The organism is Limnohabitans sp. B9-3, assembly GCF_002778325.1.
In the GTDB taxonomy this organism is placed as follows: Bacteria; Pseudomonadota; Gammaproteobacteria; order Burkholderiales; family Burkholderiaceae_C; genus Limnohabitans; species Limnohabitans kasalickyi.
The window spans coordinates 290,384-303,642 of the sequence record NZ_NESI01000004.1; the positions used below are offsets into that span (position 1 = coordinate 290,384).

Here is a 13,259-nt window from a genome sequence, read left to right on the forward strand (position 1 = left end):
ATGACCGAATTACTGCACATCGAAAATCTCACGGCCGGCTATGGCGCGATCCAGGTACTGCAAAGTATCAACCTGTCGCTCACCTCCGGCGGCCGACTGGCACTGATCGGCCGCAACGGCGTGGGCAAAACCACACTCCTCAAAGCGGTGATGGGATTGGCCGATATGAAAGGTGGCCAGATAAAGCTAGACGGCCTGGACATCTCAAAATGGTCTGTCCGCGAGCGCGCAAATGCAGGCATTGGTTATGTGCCGCAGACACGCGACATTTTTCCTTCGCTAACCGTCGAGGAGAACTTGCTTGCAGGACTCAAGGGCCGCCCACGCAGCGCGCTCGAAGAAGCCTACGCACTCTTTCCACGCTTGGCAGAGCGGCGCAACAATGGCGGTCAGCAACTCTCTGGGGGCGAGCAGCAAATGCTCAGCGTCGCCCGAACTTTGCTTGGCCAACCAAGGCTGCTGCTGCTTGACGAGCCACTCGAGGGGCTCGCTCCCATCATCTGCATCGAACTCATGCGTGCCTTTGAGCTCCTCGCGCAGGAGACTGGGGTGGCCGTTCTGTTGGTTGAGCAAAAGGTCGAGAACGCCCTGAGATTTGCACCACGGGCGATGGTGCTTGAACGGGGCGAAGTGGTACACGAGAGCGATAGTGCTGCCCTCACCCTACGCAAGGACCTGCTGGAGCGCTTCGTTGGCGTGGCAGGCGCGCACTGAAAACAACACAACAGGAGGTTCAATGAACACAGTTAATCTTTCTCCAGCCATGAAAGCCTCACCCCCTGGTGTACCTGTGGTCGATATCGACCCCTACTGCGATGCTTTTTTGAATGACCCTTATGCTGCGCACCGCCAGCTGCGCGAAGCTGGGCCAGTAGCCTGGATTCCAGCTTACGGCATTTATGCCTGCGCACGTCACGAGTCCGTCCACGCCGTCTTCAACGACCACGGCACTTTTATCTCAGGCGCAGGGGTTGGGTTGGCAAACTTCAATAAGGAAACCCCTTTTCGACCGAAGAGTCTTATTTTGGAGGCGGACCCTCCCTCGCACACCACGGCTCGGAAGGTCCTTGCGCGAATCCTCTCGCCCAAAACAGTGATTCAGATCCGCGCAACTTTTACCACCGAAGCCGAGTTATTGGTAGATCGGTTGTTGGAACGGCAAGCAGCGGGCGAAGTCATTGATGCGGTGAAGGATCTCTCAGAGGTTTATCCGCTCAAAGTTTTCCCAGATGCTGTAGGTGTGGGCGAGGCCAATCGCGAGAACCTGCTGCTATACGGCAACATGATCTTCAACGCTTTTGGACCACGCAACGAGCGCCTGCAGAAGTCAGCTGAACTTGTGCAACCCGTTACCGCTTGGATCATGGCGCACTGCCAACGTGAAAACCTGCGACCAGGCGGTTTTGGCGATCTGATTTATCAAGCAGCAGACGCCGGGGAAATCACCCACGAAGAAGCACCCCTGCTGGTGAGGTCATTCCTCTCTGCTGGCGTGGACACCACCGTGAATGGCATCAGCAACGCAATATTGTGCTTGGCGAACCATCCCGATGAATACGCCAAGTTGTGTGCTGACCACGCGTTGGCACGCCCCGCATTCGAAGAGTCCTTACGCTTTGAATCGGCGGTACAAACCTTCTTCCGAACCACATCGAAGGACACCGAATTGTTTGGCGTGCAAATCCCCAAAGATAGCAAAGTCATAACCTTCCTCGCGGCAGCGAACCGAGACGAAAGGCAATGGCCCAACCCCGACAGCTTCGACATTCAGCGCCGCCCGACGGGCCATATGGCGTTTGGCTCCGGCATCCATGGCTGCGTGGGTCAGGTGGTGGCGCGGCTCGAAGGTGAGGTGGTGCTCACCGCACTGGCTCAACGGGTGTCACGCATTGAACTCATCGGTGCACCGCAACGTCGCCTGAACAACACGTTACGTGCAATGGCGTCAATGCCTGTGCGCCTAATTTCTAAATAAAAGGACAAGTCATGGTGAACGTGATCTTGATCGATGCCAGTGGCCTCAGTCGAACGCTGCCGGTAAACGAGGGCCAGAGCCTCATGCAAGCTGCGGTGTCGGCTGGTGTTCGTGGCATCGTGGGTGAGTGCGGCGGGTCTGCGATGTGTGCGACGTGCCATGTGTATGTGGATGAGGCGTTTTCCTCCCAAATTCCAACGCCTCTAGAGACTGAATTAGAGATGTTGGAATGCACCGTCAGCGAGCGGCTCCCCAACAGCCGGTTGGCTTGCCAGATCAAAATATCGTCCGCGCACGAGGGCTTGGTGGTGCGCCTACCTGAACAGCAATAATTAGTATTTTTAGCCGTACAGCCCCTCCCATGAGCAAGCTTCCTTCCGCCTCAGAGCTCACACGCAAACCTTCGGCCAAGGTGACAAACAAGACTGCTGTGGTGGACCTTGAGCGCTATGTACCCGCTTACATGACATGGATCGCTAACAAACTCTCAGGCGGCGCCTCCACCGCGTACCTGAGTGCGTTCAACGTTGGGATCGAAACTTGGAGACTTTTGGTGCTGCTGGCAATCGAGAAATCACTCACTGCTCAGGCCATTTCTCGCACCATTGGCATGGACAAGTCTTCTGTCAGTCGCGCATTCAAGAGCATGCAGCTGCGCGAACTCATTACGATTGGTTTAGACGATGCTGATGGGCGACTGCGGGTGGCCACCATTACACCCAAAGGCCGTGCGCTGCATGACCAGATCCTCGAATTGGCAATGGAGCGAGAACGTGCGTTTCTCAGCGTACTCAACGACAAGGACCGAGAAACTCTGATCCGCTTGTTGAGGCGTCTCCATGACAACCTGCCCTTGGTTGAACAGGCTACGCAAACGTATCTTGTCAGTCATTACCCAAAATCGAGTCGCAGGCGTGCAAGCGAAGACAACACATGAGGGATGACCAAATTGTCATTGTTGGGGGTGGTCATGCAGCAGCAGCTCTTTGTGCCGCCTTGTCTGAAGCAGGGCAAGGTCATCGGGTGCACCTGGTTAGCGAAGAGCCGGAGTTGCCGTACCACCGCCCTCCATTGTCTAAAAATTTTCTAAAAAATTTAGATGAGCCTATAGCGCCACACAAAGCGGCAGCTTGGTACGCCGAACAGGGAATCCAAACTCACCTCAGCGATCCTGCAGTCCTCGTAGACCGGGACGCCCGAAAAGTAATGTTGCGCTCGGGGGAAGCTCTTGCCTACCAGCACTTGATTCTGGCAACAGGCACCAAAGCTCGCACACTCGACGCTTTGCCGCCGTCATTGACCAATGTCCATGTGCTTCGCCACGCAGCGCACGCGCGCAACTTGCGCACCAGGCTCAGTGAGATGGTCACAAGAGGCAAACAACTGACGGTACTGGGTGGCGGTTTTATCGGACTTGAAATTGCCGCATCTGCGCGCCAGCTCGGACTTGAAGTCACAGTGCTAGAAGTAGCACCACGATTGCTGGGCCGCTCCGTCTCAGCACAGCTGTCGGAACACGTCTTGGCGCACCACCTCAGTATGGGTACCAAGGTGCAGATCGGTGTCCGCATCGATGGCTACGAAGTGCTAGAAGATCAGTTGCGCTCAATGCAGGTGAACGATAACCGTGTGGTTATTGACGAGCTAATCCTTGGAATTGGCGCTATTCCCGAAACGCGACTGGCCAGTGAGTGCGGTCTGACTGTGGACAATGGAATTGTGGTCGATGCTTTTATGTGCACATCTGATCCTGCAGTTTTGGCCATGGGTGACTGCGCTGCTTTTCCAATGAGAGATGGCGAGCGAATTCGGCTTGAGTCAGTCCAAAACGCAAACGACCAAGCACGGACAGCGGCAGCCAAAATCCTTGGACGAGAAGAGCCCTACGTGTCTACACCTTGGTTCTGGTCAGAGCAGGGCCCAATGCGTCTACAGATGGCAGGAATTTTGCCTCCCTCATTTGAAACAGTGCGTCGCTCTGGAGCGACCGCCAATAATTTCACTCTGTTTCACATGGTCGGCGACAAACTTTTATGTGCAGAGTCGGTCAACGCTCCGATGGACCACATGATGTCTCGCAAGCTGATCGAAGGACGCTTGACGCTCAACTCAGCCGCTCTGGCTGATCATGCGATCCCGCTCAAGTCGCTTCTCGCTTAAAACAAAAGAGACCATCGAACAGGTTATTGGGTTACCTGAAAGACGATAGATATTTTGCGTGGTGATCAAAGTGATCACCCATGAACGTAGAGATGAAATAGTAACTGTGGTCATGACCAGGCTGCATGCGCAGAGTCAGCGGATGGCCGGCCGCCTTGCATGCCGCTTCAAGCAGTTCAGGGCGCAGTTGCAGGGCTAGAAACTCATCGGCATCACCCTGATCCACCAAAATGTGCAGTTTTTGCTGCTGCGCAACTGCCACCAGCTCCACCGCATCCCATTCACGCCAAGCCTGAGAGTTGGAGCCTAAATAAGCGCCCAGCGCCTTCTGGCCCCAGGGCACCTGCGATGGCGCAACGATGGGAGAAAAGGCCGACACACTCAGGTATTGATTCGGATGGCGCAGCGCAGTGACCAGCGCGCCATGTCCGCCCATGGAATGGCCAAAGATGCCGCGTGCGTCGCTTGCGGAAAAGTGCTGTTCGATCAAGCGAGGCAGCTCTTCGGCGACATAGTCCTGCATGCGGTAATGTTTGGCCCAAGGGAGCTGAGTGGCATTGACGTAAAAGCCAGCACCCTGCCCCAGGTCGTAAGCCGCATCATTGGGCACGGCTTCACCGCGAGGACTGGTGTCAGGCGCAACAACAATGACACCATGACGTGCCGCATGCGCCTGTGCGCCCGCTTTGGTGATGAAGTTTTGCTCGGTACAGGTCAACCCCGAAAGCCAGTAAAGCACAGGGCATTGATGGCCACAAAGTGCTTGCTCAGGCAAATAGACCGCTAACTTCATGTCACAGCCCAGCGTCTTAGAAACGTGCTTCCAAACTTCCTGCCGCCCGCCAAAGCTGGCGTGTTGCTCTATTCGCTCCATACCTATTAACGCTTTCAGTAATGAACAACCGAGCGAATGGACTTTCCATCGTGCATCAAGTCAAAAGCTTGGTTGATGTCGGTCAATGGCATCGTGTGCGTCACAAACGGGGCCAACTCAATGCGGCCAGCCATAGCCTCGTCCACCATACCGGGCAATTCGCTTCGACCCTTGACACCGCCAAAAGCCGTGCCCAGCCAACGCCGTCCAGTGACCAACTGGAAGGGTCGGGTAGAAATTTCCTGGCCCGCGCCGGCCACGCCAATGATGATTGACTGACCCCATCCACGGTGCGCACACTCCAGCGCTGCGCGCATGACGTTCGTGTTGCCAATGCATTCAAAGCTGTGGTCCACCCCCCAGCCGGTCATCTCGACGATCACTTGCTGGATGGGTTTGTCATGGTCCTTGGGATTGACGCAGTCGGTTGCGCCAAAAATACGTGCCAGATCGAATTTGGAAGGGTTGGTATCAACGGCGATGATGCGCCCAGCCTTAGCTAGCTTCGCACCCTGCACTACGGCAAGGCCAATGCCACCCAATCCGAACACAGCCACCGTATCACCTTCTTGAACTTTGGCTGTGTTCTTTACAGCGCCCAGTCCAGTGGTAACACCACACCCTAGCAAGCACACCTGCTCCGGATTGGCATCAGGCCGGATCTTGGCCAGTGAGACCTCCGCCACGACCGTGTATTCACTGAATGTCGAGCAACCCATGTAGTGGTAGATAGGCTGGCCTTGGTAAGAAAAGCGTGTCGTGCCGTCAGGCATAACGCCTTTGCCCTGCGTGGCGCGCACGGCCACACACAGGTTGGTCTTGCCTGACTTGCAAAACAGACACTCACCGCACTCGGCGGTGTAAAGCGGGATCACATGGTCGCCGGGCTGGACACTGGTGACCCCTTCTCCAACTTCCATGACGATGCCCGCGCCTTCGTGGCCAAGTACAACAGGGAACAGTCCTTCTGGGTCGTCACCCGACAGCGTGAAAGCGTCGGTGTGGCAAACACCGGTGTGTGTGATCTTGACCAGCACCTCGCCTTTGCGCGGCGGTGCGACATCGATTTCGACGATTTGCAAAGGTTTACCGGCCTCGAAAGCAACGGCTGCACGAGATTTCATAAAAGCTCCGATAGGCTAATTGGCAAGAGATGTAGAAGAGAAATTTTTCCATTCATGCTGCGCAACATCCTAACGCCACCGCTCGTGTTCGCGCTCGGCTATCTCCTTTAGAGAATTCAAACTTCACGAAGCCCTTGGACACGATCGCAAGTCCTGATGACAAGTGGGAAGGCCTGGCGTATAAAAGACCCATGCAAGAATTTTGGGACCTTTCCAGGACCACGGGAACTGCCAGGCTTCCCGTCTCGGTTTTGTCGAACCTGCTAGACATCAGCGCTCAGACCATGAGCCAGCCCATTCTTGAAGCCATCAACCAGATCAGCGGCGTGGATTACATCTCTTTGGTTGAGCATCCACCTTCGGGTCAAAAGCCGACTCAGGTCGCCTATGCGGCAAAAGAACGCCAACCACACCGTGATGTCACCAGAGAGTGTTTTGAACGTTACCGCAACTTGTACTTCAAACAGGATCCCGTCACGCATCTGCTTGATCAAATGCACACCCGCGATAAAAAGTGTGAGGAGGTCACTGCCTTGCATGTCATGCGGGAGGACATTCCAGACAACGCTTGGAAACGCGACATCTATGAACGAGAAAATTTGCCTGATCGGTTGTCTTTTCTGTTTGCGCCTTCCCCTGAATGTCGCTTGGCCGTGAATCTGTACCGCTCCGCACAACGGGGTCACTTCAGACCTTCTGAACTTGAGACTCTGCTCCCCATGGGTTCACTGATCGCTCAAGTTTTCAAATCACGCCTTGTTTCCCCCAAGGTGTTCGGTGCCGCTGCGACCTCCGAGCAATTTGAAGTCGCTCTTCTCGCCCGCGCACCACTTTTGTCAGCACGTGAAAGGGCTGTTTGTGCACGCATTGCGACAGGCATGAGCGTGGATGGCATCGCTGTCGATCTGGGCGTTGCGCCTTCCACGGTGATGACGCTGCGCAAACGTGCCTATGCCAAGTTGCAGGCACAAGGTGGCCCCAGCGACCGTTTGCGTTTGGTCCGCTGGCTCACGGTCAACTGAACCTCTGCGAAAACTGCCTTGAAGACGTGTCTGTCCTCTTCGAAGGGGACAGACAGGTTGTGCACACGTCTCTACATTGAACTCATGGATATGCCTCAAATAGGGATTACAAGGATTAAGCATGTGGATTAAAAATTGCTGGTACGTGATTGCATGGGCGCATGAAATACCACCCGCAGAATCGACAGAACTATTCCAGCGAAAGGTTCTCAACGAGCCCATCGTGGTTTACCGCAAGCAAGACGGCAAGTTGGTCGCCCTTGAAAACAGATGCTGTCATCGTCACGCACCGCTGTCAGCAGGTCGCCGCGAAGGTGACAGCATCCGCTGCGGTTATCACGGCCTAAAGTTCAACGCCCAAGGGCTATGCACCGAAATCCCCGGCGCCGACAAGGTGCCCCCCAAAGCCTGTGTGCGGGCCTACCCTGTGGTGTCCAAAAATAATTGGGTGTTTGTCTGGATGGGCGACGCCGGCAAAGCCGATGAGGCCCTCTTGCCAGACAATTTTTCGTGCAGTGACCCGGCTTGGAAAAACATCCCTGGCTATCTGCATTACGACACCCCTTACCTTTTGGTCTGTGACAACCTGCTGGATTTTTCGCATCTGAGTTATGTGCATGAAAAGACACTTGGCGGCTCAACGGCCATTGCCCAAGCCAGGCCGACCATCGAGAAAGTCACCCAACCGGGGCAACGTGGCATAAGAGTGATTCGGCACATTCCCGACGTGCCGTCGCCGCCTTTTTACCAACGCTTCAGAACCTTTACCACCCATCTTGACCGATGGTTTGACTACGAATTTTTATTACCGGCAACCCTATTGATGCACTCCGGTGGCAAGCCAGTTGGCACAGCGCCTGACGACATGCGTCAAGCTGTACGGTTGCACAGCTGCCAGACACTCACCCCCGAAACCGAGAACAGCACACATTACTTCTTTCAGCAGTCCCACCAAAGCGACCTGGGCGATGAAACAGTCACACAAAGCATCTTCAACTCATTGGTCCAGGCCTTCGAGGAAGACCGCAACATGATCACCGCCCAACATCTGAACATGCAAACACCAGCAGACAAATCCATGCTGCCTTTGCATTTCGATGCCGCATTGATGCAGTTCAGAAAGATGCTTTCTGACGAGAAAAGCGCCGAAGACCTCTCGACATAACCGCTTGTTACTTTCAACAATTTAGGAGACCCCATGAAACCCCTCTTCAAACCCTTCGCTTTGGGAATGATTGCAACGTTGCTTTGCCTGACAGGGCATGCACAAACTTACCCGACCAAAACCATCCGCCTAGTTGTGCCTTATCCAGCTGGGGGTGCCACTGATTTCGTGGCCCGACTCTTCGGCGAAAGACTCTCCAAATCACTGGGACAACCCGTGATAGTGGACAACAAGTCGGGCGCAGCTGGCAACATCGGTGTAGCAGAGGTCGCCAAGGCCGAGGGGGATGGGCACACCTTGCTGCTGTCCATCAATGACCCACTGATCAACAACGTGGCCTTGTTCAAAACACTGCCTTTTGACCCACAAAAAGACCTGGTCTTTGTCGGCCAGATACTGCGCAGCCCAGCATTAATCTCAAGTAGCACATCAAGTGGCATCAAGAATTTTGCAGACCTCAAGCGCATGGCGGTGCCCAATGCCAAATACAGTTACGGTTCATGGGGTGTCGGTGGCTTGGGTCATTTGGCCGGAGAATCGCTCAATCGGGAACTCAAGGCTGAAATGGTGCACGTCCCCCAACGCGGCGAAGGCCCTGTGGTGACCGACTTGCTAAGCCAAAACCTCACCTTAGGGCTGTCTTCTGTGGCCACAGCGCGCCAACATGTTGCTGCAGGAAAGATCGTGCCCATTGCCATGATGGGCGCTGAACGTTCAAAAGCTTTGCCCCAAGTTCCTACGCTCAAAGAGCTAGGGCTGAACGACCCTCTCTACCTCAACAGCGTGTGGATGGCGATATTGGCACCAGCCAAAACACCGCCAGCCATCGTTCAGCGGTTGGGGCAGGAAATGCGTGCCATTGCCAATTCAGCAGAGGTCCGCAATCAGTTGGAAGAACGTGGTTTTGAAATGATGGTGACGACACCCGAACAGGCTCAAGCCAACTACAAACTTGAATTCGACGTCATCACACGTCGCATCAAGGAATTGGGCATCGAAGCACAATGAGAAAAGCTTAGAACGTCGTGTGAGGGTGCTGTGTAAAACTCAGACAGGCTCGCCGTGTCGCATTAGAAGCCGTTCACGCCGAGTTTGAAAGTTTTTGAGATTTCTCAGTAGCAGTCATCCAAACATTTTTCTGTTGCCTTGAGGAAATGCCACAAGCTGGCACATCCGCGACAGTTCTTGTCATGTGGGAAAGGTGAAACTATCTTTTGAAATTGTGTGTGTTGTGCAAGCTTTCGCACAATTTCACTGCTGGCGATGAGTTGACACGATTCAACTACACGGCTTGTTCAATAAACCAAAAGGAGAAGGCATTGAATTGGTTCAAAGTTGCCCTAATTGCAATTCCCCTCGCGATAAGTTCAGCGGCATCTTTTGCGCAAGATTTCCCCAAAGGACCTGTAAAAATCATTGTCCCTTTTCCACCAGGCGGCCCCACCGACACCGTCGGTCGTTTACTTGCGCAAAAACTTCAAGAGTCTTGGGGACAGACCGTCGTCTTAGATTACAAACCTGGCGCGGGGACGACGATTGGTGTTGATTTCGTTGCAAAGTCAAACCCTGATGGCCTGACCATTGGCATGGTCAACTCCTCACTTGCTGTCAATCCAACGCTAAGAAAGAAGTTGCCTTACGACACGCTGAAAGACGTAGCGGGTATTACGCAACTCTTTAACATGCAATTAGCGATCGTTGCACAGCCGGATGCGCCGTACAACAATTTGAAAGAGTTAATTGAATACGCCAAAAAGAACCCTGGGAAACTTAACTACGGAACGCCTGGTGCGGGTAGCACCACACATCTTGGTGCTGAGTTACTGAAGCGCGAAGCTGGTTTTGATATGCAACATATTGCGATGAAAGGCAGCGCTCCGGCACACACGGAATTGATGGGCGGACGGCTTGATCTTGTCGTCGATCCATTTCTGTCGATATTTCCATATGTGCAAGCTGGCCGCATGAAGCTGATTGCAACCATGGGCGAAAAGCGAGTAGCTGGCCATGATTACCCAACAGTGGCAGAAACTTTGCCTGGTTTTAATGTTGGCGCATTGCTTGGGTTCATTGCTCCAGCGGGTACACCTAAGCAAGTGCTTCAAAAAATTCAGACAGATACCAATAAGGCCTTAGCCTCGCCGGAAGTGCAAAAACGCGCACAGGAGTATGGATTGCAAGTTGTTGGATCGCGCCCAGAACAGTTCGACGCTTTCATTGGCTCTGAAATGAAGCGTTGGGGTCGTATCGTGACAGAAGCAAAAATAGAACAAGAATAGGGAAAATTCAAAATGAGCTTGCACTTAAAACCGTTACACAAAATTTTTGCGGCACAAGCCAGTGGTATCGATCTGACACAGCCGCTGTCAGATACTGATTTGAAAGCAATCAATGCTGCCATGAACGAACACGCTGTTCTGGTGTTCCGCGGCCAGCCTCTTACGGCCCAACAGCAGCTGAACTTTTCCAAATCGTTTGGGCCACTTGATATTGGTCTGAAGCGCGTCTTTAAACGCCCAGAGCGGCTTGAGGACGAACGTCTGATTGACATTTCCAATGTTGATGCGCAAGGACAAGTTGCAAAAAGAGATTCGCCTAAAAATTTATCGAATTTCGCCAATCAGCTTTGGCACAGTGATAGCTCGTTCATGAACCCGCGAGCGGCCTATTCAATGCTGCATTGCGTGATTAAGCCAAGTTGGGGTGGCAACACTGAGTTTACTGATCTTCGTCACGCCTACGATACCCTCGACGAGCGTACACGCGAGGAAATCAAAGACTTGAAGGCCGAGCATTTCGCTCTGCACACGCGTATCCTTCTTGGTGACAATGCCTACACGGATGATCAAAAAAAGGAAATACCGCCGGCCGTCTGGCCGTTGGCGGATACACATCCTGGATCTGGCCGCAAGCTCCTTTATGTGGGTGTGCATGCACATCAAATCACAGGCTGGCCAACTGCTGAGAGCCGAATGTATCTCCAGGATTTACTCGAACATGCGACCCAGCGCGAGAATGTATATGTCCACGAATGGCAAGAAGGTGACCTAGTGATTTGGGATAACCGCAGTACGTTGCATCGGGGTCGTCGATTTGACATTGCTGAGCGTCGTGAGTTGCGTCGGACGACGATCAATGACTCGCCTGAAGCTAATTTGATGGCCGCATAGAAATTCACAATTTTTGTCCTCAACAAAAATAGGTCGCAGTTGAGAGTATTTTCCAAGCTAACCACTCATCAAAGGCCTGAGGTCTATTTCAGCCATCCAGCAAATTCAAAAACGGATTTAGGCAAGAAAAAAGCCCGATGATTTCTCATCGGGCTTTTCGTAAGTCCTTGATTTACAAGGATTTTCTGGCGGAGTGGACGGGACTCATCGTCAATTAAGAAAAACCTCGCAATCCTACTATCTATAAGGGTTTCAGTCAACAACATGTGGTAAAAACATGTGGTAAAGTGTCAAGAAATGCTGAATTATTAAGCACTACATGACCAAAAGATCGTTCAAACCAACGCATTTAGAACTTCGTCACAAGACATACTTTGCACTCTTGGTTGTACCCAAAGACGTTAGGCACATAGTCGGCAAGTCAAAGTTCTTTGAAACGACCGGTACTGGGGACCTAAAGATTGCTCAATCGCTAGCAACACTTAAAGTCATAAAGTGGAAAGCGGAGATTGCTGCCGCCAGAACAAGAACGTCTGACCCTGACATCAACTCAGCAATTGAGTTGCAACGCATGCTCAAGACCTCTCCTGCGCACTTGGTCCAAGATGTGATTGAGGAAGAAACGTCCAGAATTGAAAACGCAGTCAACTCATTAACAGCGGAAACTTTCAATGTCATTGCCACTGGCAAGCGAAAACTACTCAACAGTTTCATTGACGAATGGGTCAAAAACGAGCAACGAAGAGGTCTTGCCGAAAAAACTATTGCTCAAATGAAAAGCGATGTTGAGGTCTTGATATCGTTTTTACCAACCTCAAATTTGCTTGTGTTTGAGCACACAAATTTATGGATAAAACACGTTACAAAAACAGCAAATCTCTCTCCAGCATCAGTGACAAGAATCATTGGTTCTTGTCGTAATTTCTTCAAACATTTGAAGTTAATTGGAGAAGTTGCTGAAGACGCTAAGGAAGCGTTCATCGTCCCCAAAGAGTCCAAATTGAGCAAGAAGCGCAACTCAAAGGCGCAGAACAAAACTGAGTCTTGGTTGCCATTCACTGCTGGCGAAGTAGAACGCATCTACTCTGAAGCAATTGTGCGGAAAGATTGGACTCTTGGACAACTGATTCTGATTGGTGCCTACACAGGTGCGAGGATTGAAGAAATTTGCTCTCTGAAGAAAGAACACACTAACCTTGAGGAAAGAAGTGTCAAGATTACAGATTCAAAAACTGAGGCAGGTGTCCGAATCATTCCTATCCATCAAACTCTACTGCCCGTAATCGAGGAACTAATGACAACAAGTGATGAATACATCATTTCAAATCTGACAAAGTCGAAATTTGATGACCGTTCAAACGCGATCGGCAAGCGGTTTGGACGAATGAAAACTAAGTTGGGTTACTCAAGTCGGCATGTAATTCACTCAATCCGAAAGACGTTTACAACTCAACTTGAGAACGCAGGTGTGAACGAAAACGTGACGGCAGACATCATTGGGCATGAGAAACCGCGAATGACTTACGGTCTTTACAGCGGAGGCACCAATCTTGAGGTCAAGCGAGAAGCGATATCCAAGGTTTCTTATGACTTCAAAAATCCATAAATTGCACTTAACAAAAACCAAGTTAGTAGGGAAACTGAGGGTGTCCCGAATTTTGTGTAAACGGAGCGAGTGTTAATTCGTCGGCATCCTTCCCTCAAACTGGATCGTAAATCGGTTCAGCACGGGCTTCCAGTTTTGCACCGGCATCGTCCACTTCTTGGCG

13 protein-coding genes are annotated in these 13,259 nt (G+C 52.3%); 11 read left to right on the top strand and 2 right to left on the bottom strand.

The window, feature by feature from the left end; all coding sequences use genetic code 11:
* From B9Z42_RS09065 to B9Z42_RS09085, 5 genes are read left to right on the top strand one after another with little or no spacing between them, the layout of a single operon-like run.
* Complete coding sequence (locus B9Z42_RS09065) at positions 1-714, top strand: ABC transporter ATP-binding protein (protein WP_100133032.1); 714 nt, start codon at positions 1-3, stop codon at positions 712-714.
* Between the two features lie 49 nt (positions 715-763).
* A complete protein-coding gene (locus B9Z42_RS09070) occupies positions 764-1,975 on the top strand; it encodes a cytochrome P450 (RefSeq protein WP_199172011.1) in 1,212 nt (403 codons plus the stop codon).
* An 11-nt stretch (positions 1,976-1,986) separates the two neighbouring features.
* Positions 1,987-2,307, top strand: a complete 321-nt coding sequence (locus tag B9Z42_RS09075) for a 2Fe-2S iron-sulfur cluster-binding protein (protein ID WP_100133034.1) — start codon at positions 1,987-1,989, stop codon at positions 2,305-2,307.
* A 29-nt stretch (positions 2,308-2,336) separates the two neighbouring features.
* Positions 2,337-2,912, top strand: coding sequence for a MarR family winged helix-turn-helix transcriptional regulator (locus tag B9Z42_RS09080; RefSeq protein WP_143474065.1), 576 nt, complete (start codon positions 2,337-2,339; stop codon positions 2,910-2,912).
* Positions 2,909-4,135: an NAD(P)/FAD-dependent oxidoreductase gene (locus B9Z42_RS09085; protein WP_100133035.1), complete on the top strand. Its 1,227-nt coding sequence runs from the start codon at positions 2,909-2,911 to the stop codon at positions 4,133-4,135. Before B9Z42_RS09080 ends, B9Z42_RS09085 begins: the two co-directional genes overlap by 4 nt.
* A 31-nt stretch (positions 4,136-4,166) precedes the next feature.
* On the opposite strand, the gene fghA is transcribed toward B9Z42_RS09085, so the two are convergent.
* Positions 4,167-5,009 (bottom strand): S-formylglutathione hydrolase, encoded by an 843-nt coding sequence (gene fghA, locus B9Z42_RS09090; protein WP_100133036.1) that lies wholly within the window; start codon positions 5,007-5,009, stop codon positions 4,167-4,169.
* Between the two features lie 14 nt (positions 5,010-5,023).
* Positions 5,024-6,133 (bottom strand): S-(hydroxymethyl)glutathione dehydrogenase/class III alcohol dehydrogenase, encoded by a 1,110-nt coding sequence (locus B9Z42_RS09095; protein ID WP_100133037.1) that lies wholly within the window; start codon positions 6,131-6,133, stop codon positions 5,024-5,026.
* A gap of 134 nt (positions 6,134-6,267) precedes the next feature.
* On the opposite strand from B9Z42_RS09095, the gene B9Z42_RS16495 reads away from it, so the two are divergent.
* The 6 genes from B9Z42_RS16495 to B9Z42_RS09130 all read left to right on the top strand — a co-directional run bounded on the left by B9Z42_RS16495 (position 6,268) and on the right by B9Z42_RS09130 (position 13,096).
* Positions 6,268-7,155: a helix-turn-helix transcriptional regulator gene (locus B9Z42_RS16495; protein ID WP_100133038.1), complete on the top strand. Its 888-nt coding sequence runs from the start codon at positions 6,268-6,270 to the stop codon at positions 7,153-7,155.
* Positions 7,156-7,276: 121 nt separating this feature from the next.
* Positions 7,277-8,320, top strand: coding sequence for an aromatic ring-hydroxylating dioxygenase subunit alpha (locus B9Z42_RS09105; RefSeq protein ID WP_100133039.1), 1,044 nt, complete (start codon positions 7,277-7,279; stop codon positions 8,318-8,320).
* Positions 8,321-8,353: 33 nt separating this feature from the next.
* Positions 8,354-9,328 (top strand): tripartite tricarboxylate transporter substrate binding protein, encoded by a 975-nt coding sequence (locus tag B9Z42_RS09110; RefSeq protein WP_100133040.1) that lies wholly within the window; start codon positions 8,354-8,356, stop codon positions 9,326-9,328.
* Between the two features lie 260 nt (positions 9,329-9,588).
* Positions 9,589-10,599 (top strand): tripartite tricarboxylate transporter substrate binding protein, encoded by a 1,011-nt coding sequence (locus tag B9Z42_RS09115; RefSeq protein WP_233203581.1) that lies wholly within the window; start codon positions 9,589-9,591, stop codon positions 10,597-10,599.
* Between the two features lie 12 nt (positions 10,600-10,611).
* On the top strand, positions 10,612-11,490 hold the full coding sequence (locus B9Z42_RS09120; protein ID WP_100133041.1) for a TauD/TfdA family dioxygenase: 879 nt from the start codon (positions 10,612-10,614) through the stop codon (positions 11,488-11,490).
* A 319-nt stretch (positions 11,491-11,809) separates the two neighbouring features.
* The gene (locus B9Z42_RS09130) at positions 11,810-13,096 is read left to right on the top strand and encodes a tyrosine-type recombinase/integrase (protein ID WP_100133043.1); all 1,287 of its coding nucleotides are present in this window, start codon (positions 11,810-11,812) and stop codon (positions 13,094-13,096) included.
* Positions 13,097-13,259: the final 163 nt, after the last annotated feature.

Bases quoted from the DNA above. Each gene is read 5' to 3' on its own strand.
- B9Z42_RS09085 (WP_100133035.1), top strand. From the start codon at position 2,909: ATGAGGGATGACCAAATTGTCATTGTTGGGGGTGGTCATGCAGCAGCA.
- B9Z42_RS09110 (WP_100133040.1), top strand. From the start codon at position 8,354: ATGAAACCCCTCTTCAAACCCTTCGCTTTGGGAATGATTGCAACGTTG.
- B9Z42_RS09065 (WP_100133032.1), top strand. From the start codon at position 1: ATGACCGAATTACTGCACATCGAAAATCTCACGGCCGGCTATGGCGCG.
- B9Z42_RS09075 (WP_100133034.1), top strand. From the start codon at position 1,987: ATGGTGAACGTGATCTTGATCGATGCCAGTGGCCTCAGTCGAACGCTG.
- B9Z42_RS09080 (WP_143474065.1), top strand. From the start codon at position 2,337: ATGAGCAAGCTTCCTTCCGCCTCAGAGCTCACACGCAAACCTTCGGCC.
- B9Z42_RS09120 (WP_100133041.1), top strand. From the start codon at position 10,612: ATGAGCTTGCACTTAAAACCGTTACACAAAATTTTTGCGGCACAAGCC.
- B9Z42_RS09130 (WP_100133043.1), top strand. From the start codon at position 11,810: ATGACCAAAAGATCGTTCAAACCAACGCATTTAGAACTTCGTCACAAG.
- B9Z42_RS09070 (WP_199172011.1), top strand. From the start codon at position 764: ATGAAAGCCTCACCCCCTGGTGTACCTGTGGTCGATATCGACCCCTAC.
- fghA (WP_100133036.1), bottom strand. From the start codon at position 5,009: ATGGAGCGAATAGAGCAACACGCCAGCTTTGGCGGGCGGCAGGAAGTT.
- B9Z42_RS09095 (WP_100133037.1), bottom strand. From the start codon at position 6,133: ATGAAATCTCGTGCAGCCGTTGCTTTCGAGGCCGGTAAACCTTTGCAA.
- B9Z42_RS09105 (WP_100133039.1), top strand. From the start codon at position 7,277: ATGTGGATTAAAAATTGCTGGTACGTGATTGCATGGGCGCATGAAATA.